Source organism: Pseudoalteromonas sp. AOP7-A1-14, assembly GCF_052376275.1.
Classification (GTDB): Bacteria; Pseudomonadota; Gammaproteobacteria; order Enterobacterales; family Alteromonadaceae; genus Pseudoalteromonas.
Genome location: NZ_JBQSVO010000006.1, coordinates 1 through 17,480, shown reverse-complemented (window position 1 = coordinate 17,480; position 17,480 = coordinate 1). Strand labels below are relative to the sequence as shown.

Below are 17,480 nucleotides of genomic sequence, written 5' to 3'. Positions count from 1 at the left end.
ACCCCGCGCGATAGCGCGGGCATAACAAGGAGGAAATTTGACCGCGCTAACAATCGAAGAAAAATGCAGAGACATGTTGATGTACGGGTATCAAGCAATAAAGCAATTCCCAAAGCACGAAACGCACGTGCTAGCAGCAGAAATACGCAAGTCTATGCTGCAGCTGCAGCGTTTAATAGTTACTGCATTTAAGCGTTACCATAAAAAAACAACGCTAACAGAGTTAGACATTGAGCTAGCAATACTAAAGCGCCAAGTGCGCTTGGCAAAAGACTTGCGCTATATAGACGTAAAAAAATATCAATTATGGATAGAGCGATTAGTAGAAATTGGCAAGATGCTGGGCGGTTGGATTAAATCCATAAGAAACAAACAGGCAGTTGCATTATGAATGCACGGAATCGATTCCCGCTACGTGGCGGCAACTGGAACAATGGCTCGAACGCTGGGCTGGGCGCGCTCAATCTGAACAATGCGCGTTCGAATGCGAACAGTAATATCGGTTTTCGTCCCGCTCTTGATTATGCCAGAAGCAGTACCCTTAAGGGGGGCTGTCAGTGCAACTTTGAAAAGGATGCAGCTGCCCCAGCTATAGCTGAAAAAGCAATAAAGCCTGTCGACGCGTCAACAGGCTGCACGTACGAACAAATATACCAGTTCGAAAACATATTAAACGCGGCATACCAATGCCGAAAAGGAAAAACAACATCAGCATCGGCCCTTGCATTCTTTAATAATCTAGAAGAAAACATAGTGCAAATACAAAACGAGCTAATATGGGAAATGTACAGCGTATTACCGTACAGGCATTTTTATGTATTTGAGCCAAAGCGCCGGCTAATTTCAGCGCCGCACTTTAAAGACCGTGTAATACATCGGGCAATTTACAATGTAATTGAGCCGCTGTTCGACAAACAATACATACACGATTCTTACGCGTGCAGAACAGGCAAGGGCGCACACGCCGGAGCCGACAGAGCGCAGCTATTTATTAAGCAGGTAGAAAGCGAAAGCGGCAAAGCTTATGCGCTAAAAGCAGACATAAGCAAGTATTTTTCAAGCATTGATCACCAGGCATTAAAAAATATTTTAGATGCCAAGTTAAAGTGCCAAAAAACAAAAGCCCTGCTTTTTTACATTATCGACAACAGCCCAAGCGACGCAGTGGGCGCAGGTATACCGCTCGGAAATTTAACGAGTCAAATATTTGCAAACATCTACCTTCACGAGCTAGATCACTTTGCAAAGCACACGCTAAAAGCAAGGCGTTATATTCGCTATATGGACGACTTTGTAATAATACACAAGAACAAGGCGCAACTTAACGAGTGGAGAAATTTAATCGAAGAGTTTTTATATAAAAACCTACGACTAAAAACAAACAGCAAAACGCAGGTGTTCCCAATAGCAAAAACGAACGGCCGATCACTCGATTTTTTAGGATATAGAATATATGCAAGCCATAGACTGCTAAGAAAAAGCAGCGTGAATAAAATAAGCACCAAGCTTAAAAGATTTAGAAAAGAATTTTCGCAAGGTAAAGTGTCACTAGTCGAAATAAACCAATGCGTGCAATCGTGGTTAGGACATGCAAGCCATGCCGACACGCACAGCATAAAGCTAAAATTATTTAACACTCCATTTAAAAGGTAGAACTATGTTTACATACATTTACAAGGGCACAAGCCACAGCAACACAAGCAGCGAATACATGCAATCGCTAGGTATGGACCAAGAGCAAATTGAATCTGTATTAAATCAGCAGCAGTTTGAGCTAAGCCAAAACCTAGAAAAGCGCCAAGCTGCATACACAAAAGAGTCAGACCCGCTATACATGGAGGCGCAGTTCGAAGGCACGCCAGAGTCGCTACAAAAATGGCGCGACAAAGTGGCCGAAATTAAAGCGCGCTACCCGCTGCCAGAAAGCACAGCAGAAAATGCATAACATAGCGCTATGCTACCACCAAGCCGCCGCCCCTTGCTCAATGCAAGAGGGCGCGCAGCTGCTTGCATCGGCAATAAAAGACGACTCGCGCACAGATAAGCCAGCACAATATAGCGCGCTGCTTTTATCTGTAAGCGCAAATGACCCCGCCGCACTGGCAAGCTCGCTCAGCACAATAAATGAATACTGCCCAATAGCCGAGTTCATCGCCTGCGCGCAATACGGCCAAAACCAAAGCACGCTAGAGCAAAGCAAGCTGGCAACGTACGAAGGCCAAAGTTTGGAGTGGCAAATAAGCGCCCTGCAAAACTGGCTACCACTGCGTAAAAAGCAAATAGCAGCTGAGTTAGTGGCCGCAAACGACAGCGGCAAGCAGTTAATAACCGCTATCGACGATGCATTAACCCAAACCGCAGAGCTAAAAACCGCCCGCGACCAGCGATTAAATCAAGCACAGTTCACAGCAAAAAGCAGCGCCGTAGATGTGCAATTAATTACTGCAGGCAGCGCAAAACAGCTAAGCGGCTCAATTGCCAGCAAAGGCAGCGACCAAATGTATTGGGCAATGTGCGTATTTGTAGGCCAAGCAGCTGAGCTAAATAAAATTAAAGAGGTATTATGAGCATAGCACTCGACGGTTGGAACGTGCCCGGGTTCGAAACCCGCGTAAACGCAGGCGTAAAATTAGCCGGTGGCGACATGTCAGGCTTTGGCAGCTTTTCACTAAGTAGCGACCAAGGCGTAAAGTCGGGCACACTAACCGTAAATACTAAAATCCCATTTAACGAAAGCGCTAGCCTGGCATTATTAATAAGCAAAGCAAAAGCGCTGGACGAAAACGGCGCACGTATTATTTACACCGTAAATAACGAGCTAGCCGCAGCATATAAAATACGTAAAGCCAAATTCGATGGCGACATAAGCGCCAGCGAAATAGAAAACAAAAAAGGCTGGCAAGTAGCATTTAAGCTGGTAGAAGTGCAATCTGTATCAGAGCGCGAGCAACAGCAGCTAGACGAACAGGCAACCGAAAGCGCAGAGCCGCAAGCATCAACCAGTAACGACGACGTACAAAATAAATTTAACGAGGTCGAAGGGCCATGAGCACCCGCCTATCTAACACGCTAACAATTGGCGGCAACACAGTAACCAATATTGTTAGCAAAACCGTGCAGCTAGACATTGCCAGCACAGGTCGCGCAAAATTTGAAGTGGTCGCAGAGCAGGAGCCAAGCGGGTTGGTCGAGCTGCACCTAGGTTACACACTTGATAATATGATCCCGTATTTCCTTGGCGTAATTGAGTCAAAGCACCAAGCCAACGGCCGCTGGTATTTAACCTGCCGCGAACTGCTAGGCGCGTTAAGTTTTCCCGCCCCGCTTGCTATTCGTCACGCAACAATAAAGGCCGTGCTCGATGAATTGGCAAAGCTCGGTGTTGAGTTCGTAACACCTGAAAACGCCGAATATTTAAATAAAATAGCACCCGCGTTTTATCACAGCGGCACAGGTATTGAAGCGCTTAGGCAAGTAGCTAAAGTGTGGGGCATTAGCGATTTTATATTTCAGCAGCGCCCCGATGGTAAAATATTTGTCGGCAGCTGGCACGACTCGCGCTGGCCACTCGCAGCAATAAGCGACTTTCCAGAGCACACAATAACCGCTAAAAGCTCAACCACCGGCGAGCTAATAGCTATCCCAAAATTAAGACCAGGCATACAAATAAACGGCCGCCACATAACCGAAGTAACACTAATCAACGACAGGATGCACATACGATGGTCAAACAAGCCATTAAACGCCTAATACAGCGCTACTTTCCAGAGTTAAGCGAGCGTAAACACCTGCCGCAATTGGCGCGCATTGAAAAAATATATGACCTACCAAGCGGTGGCGCAGCCATTAGCACCGCATTTAGGCCGCTAAAAGCAGCCGACGTGCAGCTATTAAACCCGCTAACAAGCGAGCCATTAGCCGTGCCCGTATTTCAACAGGTAACACTCGGCACAGGACAAGCATCCGACCACGGATTATTAAACGAACCAGCGCCAGGCATGCATTGTTTAATACAGTATATTGATGGCCTAAACAGCCATGCCGTGATCACCAATTTACTGCCATGGCAAAGCCTAGTGCCCGAGCACAAACGAACAGATGTAACGCTGCAGCAAAGTAACCGCAGCAAAATACAAGGCAACGACGGCAACTGGCACACCACAACCGACGGCGAAATAACCCAAACCAGCGACACAAACAAAACAACAGCACGCAGCAGCGAGCAAAATTACCACGAGCGCAGCGCCAGCATAGCCACGCACGACACGCTAAAAATAGACGGCAACCAAGTAACCGAAGTAATGGGCGCCCTAAAAACAGTAGTCGGTGAAAAAGCCTTAATAGTCGCACTTGAAGGGTTACTGCTAGGAAGTAAAAAGCAAGTAGACATTGAAGCCACCGCAAACATGAACCTAACCACACTAAAAACCCTGCACGCCAAAGCCACCGAGCTGGCAAAGGTAGAAGGCAAAACCGTGTGGCTCGGCAATAACTCAGTAAACGTAGCGCAAGTGCTGCTAGATTTAATAAGCCTGGTTAAAGATATAAACCAAAGCCTAGAAACCCACGGGCACAAAGACCAGGGCGCGGGGCCGCCAATTACCAAAGGCGAATTTACCGGCCATAAATCAACAGCCAGCAGCTTAAAAAGCACACTAGAGCCAATAGTAGAGTAGTTAGCCCTTGCCTATAGCCCAATCGTGCTTAACAATAGCGCCATTAAAGCCGTAAAATAAATGAAATTGCAGCAAGAAAAAGCCAAAGTGAAACCAAAACTGTGACCATTAAATCAGATTTAAATGCATGCTTTGGTTAACTTGTTGAATTAAAAGAGGTGTTTTTGTTATGTGTGAACTTCTTGGCATGTCGGCGAATGTGCCTACGGATATTTGTTTTAGTTTTTCAGGCCTGTTGGAGCGAGGGGGCAATACCGGCCCCCATAAAGATGGTTGGGGTATTACTTTTTATGAAGGAAAAGGGTGTCGCACGTTTAAAGATCCTGAGCCAAGTTACAGCTCTGAAATCGCAAAGCTCGTTAAAGCATACCCGATCAAAAGTGTGTCAGTGATAAGCCATATTCGCCAAGGTAATCGTGGTCACGTCTGTCTTGAAAATACCCACCCATTTACGCGTGAGCTGTGGGGGCGGGAGATCACCTACGCTCACAACGGCCAGCTTTCTAATTATCATGATTTACAACCTGAGCACTATCGACCAGTAGGTAATACCGATAGTGAGCTAGCATTTTGTTGGTTGCTTGATAAAATTCGCGAAAAATACCCTAAGCGCCCATCAAATATGGCATCTGTTTTTCGTTATGCAGCAAAACTTTGCCATACACTACGCGAAAAAGGCGTATTTAATATGCTACTTACAGATGGGGTATTTGTATTGGCGTACTGCACTAATAATTTACACTATATAACGCGCCGTGCTCCCTTTGGTAAAGCAACGCTTATTGATGCAGATATGGTGGTTGATTTTCAACAAGAGACTACACTCAATGATGTCGTCAGCGTAATTGCTACGCGGCCATTAACCAACGACGAACGCTGGCATAAAATGGAATCGGGTGAGTTTGCTTTATTTAAAATGGGTGAGTTGATTTAATTCTTAGGTGCAAGTAAAAAGCGCGATATAAAAAATCGCGCCTACTTTAAATAATAAATAACTATTGAACTACTACGGGGTTACTTCGCTTTTAACTTCTTCAGGGACCGCAACTGGGCTTGTTACTGTGAATGATTTAAGTTGCACTTCAAATTGTTCTACACCTTTTTCACCTTTCCACATTCTTACCAACATGTAGTCCATTTCTGGGGCAAACCAAGCAAGCGCTTGGCGTTTGTCATTATCATATAGACGCTTAACTTTAATCGCTTCAATATTGCCAATCGGCAATGGGATCACTTCTTTGCCAACAACTTCAAAGTTGTAGTCGCGCAGATTTCCCTTTTTATCGATTAACGGATATGAAAGGTTAGTTTTACCCATTTTTAATTCTTCACGAACTTGTACTTGATAGGATAGAGAATCCTGAAACTCATTAGTCCATTCGTATTCAAGCGGATATTCGTTTTCGCTACTATTAACTATCTTATTTGGGTTATCAAATTCGAGGGAATAGTCTTTATCAGGTCCTGTTCCTGAGCGCTCCATGGTGTAACTGATTGGGGAAATAGCATGGTCTTTATAAGTGAATTTAGACGTTTCTTTGCGAACATCTGAAAAAATCATCCACTCGATTTCACTATGATAAGTGACTTCGTAGCTATTATCAGCTATTTTTTTTAGCTCTCGTACTGCTTTACCATGCGTTTCGCCTTTACGCAGAACATCATAGCTTGCTTGATATTGGGTTAGTTCACCAGCAATTAAGCTAGTTGGAAGTAAAGTGCCCGCACACAAAATTAGGGCACTTAATTTTTTATTCTGGGTAGTGCGCGCCGTGTGCAGGAAGTTGTTTTTTGTCAAGAACTGCATAATCTGCTTCCATAGTAAGTCGTTGTTCACTGAACCATTTGACCACCAAAGGATAGATTTTATGCTCTTGTGCATGTACGCGCTTAGATAAAGTATCGGCAGTATCGTCTGCCAGTACTGCTACCTTGGCTTGAAGAATAACTGGACCACCGTCTAATTCTTCAGTCACAAAGTGAACACTTACGCCATGAACGTCGTCTTTTGCATCTATTGCTCTTTGATGGGTATTCAGCCCCTGATACTTAGGCAACAAGGAAGGATGAATGTTCAACATTTTTCCTTTATATTTTTGCACTAAGCTAGGTGTAAGAATACGCATAAAACCAGCTAATACAACTAGATTAGGTGCAAAAGAGTCAATAACGTCCATTAATTGTGCATCGTAAGTCTCGCGCGAGTCAAAATCTTTGTGGCTCAATACTGCGGTTGCAATACCGGCTTGTTTTGCTCGCTCAAGGCCATAGGCGTCTGCTTTATTACTTATAACAGCTGCTATGTTTGCATTTATCTCGCCATTATTGCAGGCATCAATAATGGCTTGTAAATTCGAGCCACTACCTGAAATTAAGACTACCAGACGAGAAGGAGCCATTAATCATGGCCGCCTAAGATTTCTACTTGTTCTTCGTCTGCTTTAGCGTCCTTTATTTCACCAAGGTGCCAAGCATTTTCGCCAAGATCTTTTAAGATACTTAAGCTTTGCTCAAGCTTGTCAGCTGGAACAACAACTACCATACCGACACCACAGTTAAATGTACGATACATTTCGTGGGTAGTGATGTTACCATTTTCTTGTAGCCAGTTGAAAATGCTAGGCCACTGCCAGCTATCACCTTTAACGACTGCTTTTGCAGATTCAGGTAATACGCGTGGAATATTTTCCCAAAAACCACCGCCAGTAATATGAGAAAGAGCATGAACGTCTACTTTTTTGAATAACTCAAGAAGCTGTTTAACGTAGATACGTGTTGGTTCAAGTAGTGTTTCGCCTAATGTTTTTCCTTCAAACTCAGCATTAGTATCCGCGTTTGATACTTCAAGGACTTTACGAATTAATGAGAAACCGTTTGAGTGAGGACCGCTTGAAGCAAGAGCAATTAGCTGATCCCCAGCGGCTACTTTTGTGCCATCGATGATATTGGCTTTCTCAACTACGCCAGTACAAAAGCCAGCCATGTCGTAATCTTCACCGTCGTACATGCCAGGCATTTCAGCTGTTTCGCCACCAATTAATGCACAACCCGAAAGTTCACAGCCTTTACCAATACCTGTAACAACATCAGCTGCAGTATCAACATCTAACTTGCCAGTTGCGTAGTAGTCTAAGAAAAATAATGGCTCAGCACCTTGAACAATAAGGTCATTTACGCACATTGCAACTAAATCGATACCCACGGTATCGTGTTTTTTAAGGTCGATTGCTAAACGTAGTTTAGTACCAACGCCATCTGTACCTGCAACTAATACTGGTTGCTTGTAGCCTTCAGGAATTTCGCAAAGTGCGCCAAAACCACCAATTCCGCCCATTACTTCTGGACGACGGGTTTTTTTTACTACGCCTTTAATACGCTCAACAAGTGCATTACCGGCATCGATATCTACGCCCGCGTCTTTGTAGCTTAGAGACTGTTTTTGTTCGCTCACAGGTTTTCCTCAAAAAAGTTGCATGGTTGCATGTGAATTCATAGTGCTTAGAAACGCGCACATTTTACAACAATTGCAAAGGCGCGGCTAGTTCAAATGTAACTTTAACCGTATTACAAGGACACTTGTCCGCATGGTAAGCAAAGGAGATTTTAGGGAATTGCTTACAGCTTGTTAGTAGCATATTGCCCCCTCATGTCTTTACCTTATGCTTTAGCGGTTAAAATAGCGCGTAATGGTGCAGGGTAGCCCTCAATAGTTTTGCTATTGTCGTCTGGGTTTAAAAAGTCGATAAGTGACTCGTTTTCCATCCAATCTGACTTACGCTGTTCTTCTAAAGTGGTTATGGCACAGTCTTTAATTTGTACATCTTTAAAGCCAACACGTTCCATCCATAGCTTTAGCGCTGCTGTGCTTGGAATAAACCAAACGTTACGCATTTTTGCATACCGGTCGGTTGGTACTAATACGGTGTTTTCATCCCCTTCGATGACTAAGGTTTCAAGTACGAGTTCACCGCCTGGGCGAAGCTGTGCTTTTAACTGCGCTAAAAAGTCGATAGGCGAACGGCGATGATAAAGCACGCCCATTGAAAATACCGTATCGAATGCTTTTAATTCAGGCAGAGCTTCAACACCTAGTGGTAGTAAATGTACATTTTCGTCAGGGTTAAAGTGCTTAATAGCCTGAAACTGACATAAAAATAAATCAGACGGGTCAATGCCTACTACAAATTCTGCACCTTCCCCGCGCATACGCCACAAATGATAACCTGAGCCACAACCAATATCTAAAACAGTGCGACCTTTCAATGGCTCAATATGAGGAAGTAGGCGGTCCCATTTCCAATCACTGCGCCACTCTGTGTCTATCTCAATACCGTGCACATTAAATGGACCTTTACGCCATGGCATCATCCGTTTCAATAAGTGTGTGGTTTGCTTTTGCTCACCTTCACTCATTTCGCCGGGGGCACCAATTTCAACCTTGTGGGTAGTATCAACATGTTGAGTGGATACGTCTGGCAAGTTTTTCAGCACTTTTTGCCATTTAGGTAAATCACCGTGACTGGCTTCATTTTGCCAGTGTTTTAACTGACTCGGTAAAGTTTCAAGCCAGTGGCTAAGTGGACTCTGTGCAATTGCAGCATAAAATTGGTTAAACCATGAAGACATTGAATTACTCTTTATATTTGTTACTTGATTGCGACTAATGAGCAAAAGTTAAAACATTGATACCATACTTGAGTTTGGCTAAAGCCAATATCGCTCAAACGTGCAAGGTGCGAATTGAGGGTGTCTGGGCGCATTACATTTTCAATCGCGGTGCGCTTTTGGCTTATTTCAAGCTCGGAATAGCCATTATGACGCTTAAAGTCATGATGAAGATTAATCAGCAAGTTATCGCATTGCTCGTTTTCACCTTTTACTTTTTCACTTAATAGCAATACACCACCAGGCTTTAAATTAGCATATATTTTTTCAAGCACCGCTTGGCGCTGCGTAGGTGGTATAAATTGTAGAGTAAAGTTCATCGCTACAACCGAGGCATTTTCAAGTTTTAACTCGTTAATATCACCGAGTGTTACTGTCACTGGCACTTCGGAGCGAAAGCCATTTAAGTGTAACTTACAGCGTTCAACCATTGCTTGTGAATTATCAACAGCAATAATCTGGCAGTTATCAGTGCGAATATTGCGGCGCATACTTAGTGTTACCGCGCCTAGGGAGCAACCTAAATCATATAAATTAGAATTACTTTGTGCGTATTCACCGGCAATTTTGCCCATTGTACTGACAATCGTGGCGTAACCTGGTACCGAGCGCTGGATCATATCAGGGAATACTTCTACTACATGTTGGTCAAAGCTAAAGTCTTTAACCGCTTGCTCACTGGCATAAATGCTGTCTTTTATCGTCACACAAACAGTCTCTAAAAAAAAATAATAAAGTTATTTTAGCATTTTATGCTAGATAGTCAGTGATAAATTCAGTCGTTTGGCTAGAAATAATGAATAATAAGTATAAAAAAGAAATTTTTAATAACTAAAAGTAAAGTGATTAGCACTGATGATATTTTAGCAACGATATTTGACCACCATGTGCCTCTACGATTTGTTTGCAAAGTGCAAGTCCTAAACCCGAGCCGCCGTGCTCTCGGCTGCGAGATTTTTCAAAGCGATAAAAACGCTCAAACAATTGTTGTAAGTCGTCAGGTAAAACCCCTGGCGCTGAATCTTGTAAAGTAAGCTCAATGTTATTATGTGTTTTATTGGCAAGTATTGTTACTTGCCCGCCTTTGTGTGTATTTGCACGTATTTTCTAACAGGTTTGAAAATAGCTGTACAAGGCGTTCTTTGTCGCCATTTATGATGCATTTAACAGCCTTGGTTAAGCTTTGCTGTCTACATTTAATTCACGCTCTTTAAAACGAGCGGTGTAGTTTTCAACTGATTGCTCAAAAATAGTGATTAACTCAATGCGTGCATTGTTATAGGTTAAATTAACGCTAAAACCCTTATTTTAAATAAGGGTTTTCATTCATTGCGACTACCACACAAAAAATTCTTAAATCTAGCTCTAGCTGGTGGTAACTCGGTTCCATATGGCAGCAAAGTTGATAAAAGCTTTTGTTATGGTCTTTTTCTTTAAAATGGGCAAGCTCATGCACTACTAATGCTTTTAATAACGGCTCGGGAGCGCGTAGCAAGTCGCTATTTATCGCTAAATCGTGCTTACGTGTTTTACCTTGCATTCGGTACGTATGCGTTCCAAGTGCGCTGGTGATCATATCGCCTTGTTTTTTAAATGCTGCGCGACCAAACGGTGGTGCGTTTTTTAAATACTGTTTTTTAAGCTCGGTGGCGTAGTTATAAAGTAGTTTATCACTGGTAATAGTGTGTGCTTGCGGGTACTTTTTAAGTAAGTAGTCGCATACTTTATTGTTATTAATTAGGCTTAATACCTGTTCAACAATGTTTGCAGGGTAGCCGGTAAAGTATCGTGCGTATTCACTCATTTATATTCTCTAATTTTATTATTTAAAAAAGCGCTTGCTGGTAGGCTTCTTTTTCGCCAGTAAATGGGTTTAATGCTTTGTGATTATAACCAAGGTCTTTACAAAACTGCCTTGCTAATAAAGGTGCTTCTCGGTTATCTGCCGTATGAAAAAACACATAAGGCGTTTTTCCTTCATCAAGCCATTGTTTTAGTTTACTTAGCCACGGTTTATAAAAGGGTTTATAGTCGTTTTGTAAATCGGCGATAACAAAGCGCGCCATGGGTTGCGTGCTTGTAGCAATGGCATGTACGGGTAAGTGTGGCTTTTTCTGTTGTGCATCAATTAAAGCTTCGGTTGTTGGCTTTACTGAAAATAGGGCGCGTGTATCCATCGATATACGATTTATGTTGTTTGCCATTAATAACTGATTAAGCGCTATTTCGGCTTCACCTTTTTGAAAAAACGCAATATGGCGTACCTCTACACCGTAATTAACTTCTTTTGGTAATAGGCTAATAAATTGGGTGAGTTTGGGTAAATCATTTGGACCAAATGCTTTCGGTAATTGCAACATGACCTGCCCCGTTTTTTCTAAAATAGGGGAGAACAAGTTAAGCCAATCAGTAAGCTCGGTTTGTATATTAGTTAGGTGCAGCTCGTGGCTAAAGCGACGATTAAACTTAAAAGTAAATTTAAAATCGTCGGGTACGCTGTTTGCCCAGCGTAATACAGTGCTTGCTGAAGGGTCAGCGTAAAAGCTGGTATTGCCTTCAACTGAATTAAAATGCTGGGCATATTGGCTAAGCATATCGGCGTTTTTACATCGGCTTGAAAATAAATTGCCTTTCCATGCATTGCTCGACCACTGTGGACACCCTAAATACAACATAAAATGGCTAACTGATTGTGTGTTTGATTTAGTGTAACAAATACTTGAGAAACTAGCATCTGCAGGCAACTTGGGTATAATACGGCCTTAAAATGATTACTCTTTAAAATAGTGGATTTATTATTTAAATAAAGGTGCACTTGGCGCTTTCAATCAATCTAATAAATTGGCTATTAGTCTTACACTGACAGGAATACTATGCGCTCTATATACTGCGGACAGCTAAATAAAACCCACGTTGATCAAGAAGTTGAATTATGTGGTTGGATCAATAAACGCCGTGATCTTGGTGGCTTAATCTTCGTTGATTTACGCGATAGAGAAGGGTTAGTGCAAGTTGTATTCGATCCTGAAGTTGAAGGCTTAATGGATAACGCTAACAAATTGCGTCAAGAGTTTTGTGTGCAGTTAAAAGGGATTGTTCGTGCTCGCCCTGACAGTCAAGTCAATAAAGATATGCCTACTGGTGAAGTAGAAATTTTGGGCACAGACCTTACCATTATTAACCGCTCTGAGCCTATGCCACTTGATTTTAACCAAACAAACTCTGAAGAGCGCCGTTTAAAGTATCGTTACTTAGATTTACGCCGCTTAGAAATGAGCGATCGTATTAAATTACGTGCTAAAGCAAGCAGCTTTGTGCGTCGTTTCTTAGATGAAAATGCGTTCTTAGATATTGAAACACCGGTACTTACCAAAGCTACGCCAGAAGGCGCACGCGATTACTTAGTACCGAGTCGTGTTCATAAAGGTAGCTTTTACGCATTGCCACAATCTCCACAATTGTTTAAGCAATTGTTGATGATGTCGGGTTTTGATCGTTACTATCAGATTGTTAAATGTTTCCGTGATGAAGATTTACGTGCCGATCGTCAACCTGAATTTACCCAAATAGATTTAGAGACTTCATTTATGAGCTCTGATCAAGTACGTGGTATAACTGAGAAAATGATCCGTGAAATGTGGCAGTCATTGCTTGATGTTGATTTAGGCGATTTCCCAACAATGCCTTATAGCGAGGCAATGAGCTTATATGGTTCAGATAAGCCAGATTTACGTAACCCAATGAAGTTAATTGACGTTGCTGATTTAGTTAAAGATGTTGAATTTAAAGTATTCTCAGGCCCTGCCAATGATGAAAAAGGCCGTGTTGCAGTGCTTACTGTTCCAGGCGGTGCTAAGCTTTCTCGTAAGCAACTAGATGATTACACTAAGTTTATTGGTATTTACGGCGCCAAAGGTTTAGCGTGGATGAAAGTAAACGATCGCGAAGCTGGTGTGGAAGGGGTGCAATCACCGATTGCTAAGTTCTTAAACGAAGACGTTATTACTCAGTTACTTGAGCGTACTAACGCACAAACTGGCGATATCATTTTATTTGGTGCAGATAAACGTAACACTGTAAATGAAGCCATGGGCGCACTTCGCTTGAAAATTGGTATTGATTTACAAATCACCAACCTAAATAGCTGGGCACCGCTATGGGTCGTTGATTTCCCAATGTTTGAAGAAGATGACGAAGGCACATTGCATGCTGTACATCATCCATTCACTGCACCAAAAGATGTTACTGCAAGTGAGCTTGAAGCAAATCCAGCAACGGCTATTTCAGATGCTTACGATATGGTATTTAACGGCTACGAAGTGGGTGGCGGTTCGGTACGTATTCATAACGCTGACATGCAAGAAGCGGCCTTTAGAATTTTAGGTATTGATGCACAAGAGCAGCAAGACAAGTTTGGCTTCTTACTTGACGCCCTTAAGTACGGCACTCCACCGCATGCAGGCTTAGCGTTTGGTTTAGATCGTTTAGTTATGCTGCTTTGTGGTACTGACAATATTCGGGACGTCATTGCATTTCCTAAAACAACACAAGCATCGTGTTTATTAACAGACGCACCAAGCAAAGCTAATGCTGATTCATTAACTGAGCTTGCTATCAATGTTGTCGATAAAGCTGAAAATTCAGCAGAACAGAATAAGTAATTAATTAACTAAAAATTGGTTAATTTTTTAAAACCCCTTAGGCTCAAACCTAAGGGGTTTTTGTTTGACTAATAGCTAAAATGATTAAGGAATAGTATGGCTCAAAGCAACCACTTTTCTGAAAACGATTATTACGATCAGACATTTTCAAAGCTCGGAGCTCACACTGCGCGACTTAACGACATTGAATTTGAACAATGCCAATTTATTGATTGTGACTTTAGCCAAAGTCAATTTAGCGATTGTCGCTTTATTGATTGCGAATTTATAAACTGCAATTTGAATGAATTAAGTTGGAATTACAGCTCATTAGAAGACGTTACTTTTAAGCACTGTAAACTGACTAGTATTCAGTGGGGAGAAGTTAACTGGCCGCAATTAGCGTTAACGGCGCCAATAAGTTTTAAAGACTGCGAACTCAGTCATAGCTCGTTTTATGAGTTACCGTTAAAAGGGCTCACACTAACAGGCTGTTTTGCAAAAGACGTTGACTTTAGACACGCAAATTTAATCACGAGTAACTTTACCGGCACAGACTTTAGAGACAGCCTGTTTCAGCAAACTAATTTGAGTAAAGCGAACTTTGTAGGTGCTAGAAACTTTAATATTGATATTAAAAATAATGATATTAGTCAGGCAAAATTTGAGCGATTTGAAGCGTTAAACCTATTAACGGGACTAAATATAGAGCTGGTGGATTAGCCGTAAATGCAAACGGCTAACTACTTTATTTTATAAACGACTAACAAGCTGGGCCGTTTTTATTACGTGCACTTGCAAGCTGTCTTGCGATTTCTAATAACGCAGGAGAAATATCGCTCGCGCCATCTTTAATTAGTTTTGTTACATCTCCCGAAGAATACAAGCTATCGCGCGGCGATTTAATACCTAACTCACGCACAAAATCTTTAGTTTTACCTGTACTGCCGGTTTCAATAAACTTGAAAATAATGCGCTCGTTGTTATTTTTCGGCTCAGCTTTTAAAATTTTTATTTCATCTTGGTAGGCTGTAATTCGCTCTTGTAAAATATTAATACGTTCTTCAATGCTGCTATATGATTTCATGGTAAGTCTCTTTACTAAATCTGTGGTAACAATAACGCCATTATCGCATAGATTTGAAGTAATGGCGCTGCTAAGCACAGCACCACTGTATCTTTATTTCACAAGTTCACTGACAATCAACGGGTTGTTGTGCAGTGTTTTATGCACTGGGCATAAGTCAGCAATTTCGATTAAACGCTTTTTTTGTTCGTCGGTTAAATCGCCTACTAGGGTGATTTTACGGGTGATGGCTTCAATTTTTCCGTCTTTTTCACAATCGTCGCAATCTGCGTGGTAGTCGCGGGTATGGTCAAGCTCTACTTTTACATGTTCAAGTGCTAGCTTTTTACGGGTGGCGTACATACGTAATGTCATTGATGTACACGCGCCAAGTCCTGCAAGTAAGTGATGGTACGGATCTGGCCCTAAATTATTACCTCCGACTTTTAGCGGCTCATCAGCAAGCCAAGTATGATCTTTGGTGCTTACATGCTGAGTAAAAACATGATCTTTTTCTTCAACAAGCACATTACCGCCCGTTAAGCTTGCCGTGTATTTAGTTTTGTCGTACTTAACATAACGGTTTGCCCATGTTGCAATTATTTGTGCTGCGTAGTCGGCATCGTTTTTATTTGTTAAAAGGTGATCGGCGTTATCTAGGCTAATAAAGCTTTTAGGGTGTTTTGCCGATGCATAAATTTTTTCAGCTTCACTAATATTTACCGTCGCATCGATAGGGGAGTGCATTACTAATAATGCGCGCTTAAGTTTACTAATATGGCTTTTATCGTACTTGGCTATATCGTCAATAAATTGCTTTTTAATGGTAAATTCACGACCGGCTAAGTTTACTTTAGCTTCACCTGCTGCGTTAATTTCATCAAGGTGTGCTTGAAAGTTATGCGCTACGTGCTGCGCATCTGACGGTGCACCAATGGTTGTAATAGCCGATACTTCAGGAATATGCTCTGCAGCAGAAAGTACCGCAGCTCCGCCTAAACTGTGGCCAATGAGTAGTTGCGGCGCCGCAAAATGCTCACGTAAATGATTAGCCGCTGATACTAAGTCTTGAATGTTTGATGAAAAGTTACTGTTGGCAAAGTCGCCATCGCTATTACCTAAACCCGTAAAATCAAAACGTAGTACGGCGATACCTTGTTGTGTTAAAGCTCGGCTAATACGTGTGGCCGCCGCAATGTCTTTACCGCATGTAAAGCAGTGTGCAAATAGTGCGTAAAATTTAATTTCACCCTCGGGGGCTTCTAGTTGGCCTGCTAACGTTAAGTCACCACTTTGAAAAGATACTTTTTGTCGCATAAGTTCGCCTTATTAATTTTGCGTGTAAAATCAGGGGTTACTAAATAATAGACCCTATTTAGCATAGTATGCTTTCAGTTTCTTTTTTGTTGTTTTGATCTGTATCAAAAATGTAATTGCGAGACAATAAGGTGCGGACATAAGTCCTTATACTTTTTGGGCTAGTTTACTATCCTCGCGAAGCGCTATAATAAGCTAATAACTAGCTTAACAACCTAATTCATTGGATACCATCATGCAATTACCTACCGTTGATTATAAAGCGAGCGATGCGGCCGCTCAATTTGTCGAGTCTCTGAGAAATACAGGCTTTGGGGTGTTAAAAAACCACCCAATTCCGCAATCATTAGTTGAGTCGATTTATAAGAATTGGCAGGACTTTTTTAACTCTGAGCAAAAGCACGAATTTTTATTCTCAAAAGATAATCAAGATGGTTATTTTCCGCCTTCAGTGTCAGAGGTTGCGAAGGGGTTTACGGTAAAAGACATTAAAGAGTACTTTCATGTTTACCCTAAAGGACGTGTACCAGAAGAACTTGCAGCCGATATTCACGAGTATTATCGTTTAGCCAATGAGTTTGCAGCAACATTATTAAGTTGGGTGCAGGCTGAAGCGCCAGCCGATGTACGTGCTAAATTTTCAATCGATTTAAAAGATATGATTGCTGATTCTGAGCAAACATTACTGCGTATTTTACATTATCCCCCAATGACAGGGGATGAAGAACCTGGCGCAATTCGGGCTGCAGCACATGGCGATATTAATTTATTAACGGTATTACCTGCATCTAATGAACCAGGGTTACAAGTGCAAAAAACCGATGGCGGTTGGTTAGATGTCCCTTGTGATTTTGGTAGCTTAATTATAAATATCGGTGATATGTTACAAGAAGCGTCGGGAGGATATTTTCCATCGACCATTCACCGTGTAATTAATCCAACAGGTAAAGGCTCGACTAAATCGCGTATTTCATTACCTTTGTTTTTACACCCGCGCCCAGATGTCGTTCTGTCTGAGCGTTATACCGCCGATAGCTACTTACAAGAGCGCTTACGTGAACTGGGCGTTAAATAGCACTCGTAGAATGAATAAATTAATAAAAAAGCCGCTAATTT

At 42.0% G+C, this 17,480-nt stretch carries 21 protein-coding genes; 11 read left to right on the top strand and 10 right to left on the bottom strand.

The features are described 5' to 3' along the window. Positions 1-37: 37 nt before the first annotated feature. The 8 genes from avd to ACT3RM_RS02025 all read left to right on the top strand — a co-directional run bounded on the left by avd (position 38) and on the right by ACT3RM_RS02025 (position 5,610). Positions 38-391 (top strand): diversity-generating retroelement protein Avd, encoded by a 354-nt coding sequence (avd, locus tag ACT3RM_RS02060; RefSeq protein ID WP_002960011.1) that lies wholly within the window; start codon positions 38-40, stop codon positions 389-391. Further along, the gene (locus ACT3RM_RS02055; RefSeq protein ID WP_444511306.1) at positions 388-1,653 is read left to right on the top strand and encodes a reverse transcriptase/maturase family protein; all 1,266 of its coding nucleotides are present in this window, start codon (positions 388-390) and stop codon (positions 1,651-1,653) included. The genes avd and ACT3RM_RS02055 overlap by 4 nt, the downstream gene beginning before the upstream one ends. 4 nt (positions 1,654-1,657) lie before the next feature. Then, complete coding sequence (locus ACT3RM_RS02050) at positions 1,658-1,945, top strand: hypothetical protein (protein ID WP_282337901.1); 288 nt, start codon at positions 1,658-1,660, stop codon at positions 1,943-1,945. Continuing rightward, the gene (locus ACT3RM_RS02045) at positions 1,938-2,567 is read left to right on the top strand and encodes a hypothetical protein (RefSeq protein WP_444511305.1); all 630 of its coding nucleotides are present in this window, start codon (positions 1,938-1,940) and stop codon (positions 2,565-2,567) included. Before ACT3RM_RS02050 ends, ACT3RM_RS02045 begins: the two co-directional genes overlap by 8 nt. Next, positions 2,564-3,049, top strand: coding sequence for a baseplate complex protein (locus tag ACT3RM_RS02040; protein ID WP_444511304.1), 486 nt, complete (start codon positions 2,564-2,566; stop codon positions 3,047-3,049). Before ACT3RM_RS02045 ends, ACT3RM_RS02040 begins: the two co-directional genes overlap by 4 nt. Then, entirely contained in the window at positions 3,046-3,750 is a 705-nt protein-coding gene (locus ACT3RM_RS02035; protein ID WP_444511303.1) for a hypothetical protein, read from the top strand. The genes ACT3RM_RS02040 and ACT3RM_RS02035 overlap by 4 nt, the downstream gene beginning before the upstream one ends. Continuing rightward, the gene (locus tag ACT3RM_RS02030; protein WP_444511302.1) at positions 3,723-4,676 is read left to right on the top strand and encodes a hypothetical protein; all 954 of its coding nucleotides are present in this window, start codon (positions 3,723-3,725) and stop codon (positions 4,674-4,676) included. Before ACT3RM_RS02035 ends, ACT3RM_RS02030 begins: the two co-directional genes overlap by 28 nt. Positions 4,677-4,845: 169 nt before the next feature. Further along, positions 4,846-5,610, top strand: coding sequence for a class II glutamine amidotransferase (locus ACT3RM_RS02025; protein WP_441834814.1), 765 nt, complete (start codon positions 4,846-4,848; stop codon positions 5,608-5,610). A 72-nt stretch (positions 5,611-5,682) separates the two neighbouring features. Here the strand turns inward: ACT3RM_RS02025 and ACT3RM_RS02020 are convergent, their stop codons facing one another. The 8 genes from ACT3RM_RS02020 to ACT3RM_RS01985 form a co-directional block, all read right to left on the bottom strand. Then, positions 5,683-6,411 (bottom strand): DUF3108 domain-containing protein, encoded by a 729-nt coding sequence (locus ACT3RM_RS02020; protein WP_441834827.1) that lies wholly within the window; start codon positions 6,409-6,411, stop codon positions 5,683-5,685. A gap of 16 nt (positions 6,412-6,427) precedes the next feature. Further along, complete coding sequence (gene purN / locus ACT3RM_RS02015) at positions 6,428-7,075, bottom strand: phosphoribosylglycinamide formyltransferase (protein ID WP_441834813.1); 648 nt, start codon at positions 7,073-7,075, stop codon at positions 6,428-6,430. Beyond that, complete coding sequence (gene purM, locus ACT3RM_RS02010; protein WP_441834812.1) at positions 7,075-8,127, bottom strand: phosphoribosylformylglycinamidine cyclo-ligase; 1,053 nt, start codon at positions 8,125-8,127, stop codon at positions 7,075-7,077. Before purM ends, purN begins: the two co-directional genes overlap by 1 nt. Positions 8,128-8,333: 206 nt before the next feature. Beyond that, on the bottom strand, positions 8,334-9,302 hold the full coding sequence (gene cmoB, locus ACT3RM_RS02005; protein ID WP_441834811.1) for a tRNA 5-methoxyuridine(34)/uridine 5-oxyacetic acid(34) synthase CmoB: 969 nt from the start codon (positions 9,300-9,302) through the stop codon (positions 8,334-8,336). A 20-nt stretch (positions 9,303-9,322) separates the two neighbouring features. Then, the gene (gene cmoA, locus ACT3RM_RS02000) at positions 9,323-10,048 is read right to left on the bottom strand and encodes a carboxy-S-adenosyl-L-methionine synthase CmoA (protein ID WP_441834810.1); all 726 of its coding nucleotides are present in this window, start codon (positions 10,046-10,048) and stop codon (positions 9,323-9,325) included. A 139-nt stretch (positions 10,049-10,187) separates the two neighbouring features. Further along, on the bottom strand, positions 10,188-10,445 hold the full coding sequence (locus ACT3RM_RS01995; protein WP_441834826.1) for an ATP-binding protein: 258 nt from the start codon (positions 10,443-10,445) through the stop codon (positions 10,188-10,190). A 199-nt stretch (positions 10,446-10,644) separates the two neighbouring features. After that, positions 10,645-11,145 carry a M48 metallopeptidase family protein gene (locus tag ACT3RM_RS01990; protein ID WP_441834809.1) on the bottom strand — a complete coding sequence of 167 codons (501 nt, stop codon included), beginning with the start codon at positions 11,143-11,145 and terminating at the stop codon, positions 10,645-10,647. A 22-nt stretch (positions 11,146-11,167) separates the two neighbouring features. After that, on the bottom strand, positions 11,168-12,016 hold the full coding sequence (locus ACT3RM_RS01985; protein ID WP_441834808.1) for a DUF72 domain-containing protein: 849 nt from the start codon (positions 12,014-12,016) through the stop codon (positions 11,168-11,170). A 198-nt stretch (positions 12,017-12,214) separates the two neighbouring features. On the opposite strand from ACT3RM_RS01985, the gene aspS reads away from it, so the two are divergent. Beyond that, positions 12,215-14,002 carry an aspartate--tRNA ligase gene (gene aspS / locus ACT3RM_RS01980; RefSeq protein ID WP_441834807.1) on the top strand — a complete coding sequence of 596 codons (1,788 nt, stop codon included), beginning with the start codon at positions 12,215-12,217 and terminating at the stop codon, positions 14,000-14,002. A gap of 96 nt (positions 14,003-14,098) precedes the next feature. After that, entirely contained in the window at positions 14,099-14,704 is a 606-nt protein-coding gene (locus ACT3RM_RS01975; protein WP_441834806.1) for a pentapeptide repeat-containing protein, read from the top strand. 40 nt (positions 14,705-14,744) lie between these two features. Here ACT3RM_RS01975 and ACT3RM_RS01970 read toward each other — a convergent pair whose 3' ends face one another. After that, entirely contained in the window at positions 14,745-15,068 is a 324-nt protein-coding gene (locus tag ACT3RM_RS01970) for a hypothetical protein (protein ID WP_441834805.1), read from the bottom strand. A gap of 93 nt (positions 15,069-15,161) precedes the next feature. Then, a complete protein-coding gene (locus ACT3RM_RS01965) occupies positions 15,162-16,364 on the bottom strand; it encodes a bifunctional alpha/beta hydrolase/OsmC family protein (protein WP_441834804.1) in 1,203 nt (400 codons plus the stop codon). Positions 16,365-16,599: 235 nt separating this feature from the next. Here ACT3RM_RS01965 and ACT3RM_RS01960 point away from each other — a divergent pair, with 235 nt between their 5' ends. Further along, entirely contained in the window at positions 16,600-17,439 is an 840-nt protein-coding gene (locus tag ACT3RM_RS01960; protein WP_441834803.1) for an isopenicillin N synthase family dioxygenase, read from the top strand. The last annotated feature ends 41 nt before the right edge of the window (positions 17,440-17,480 follow it).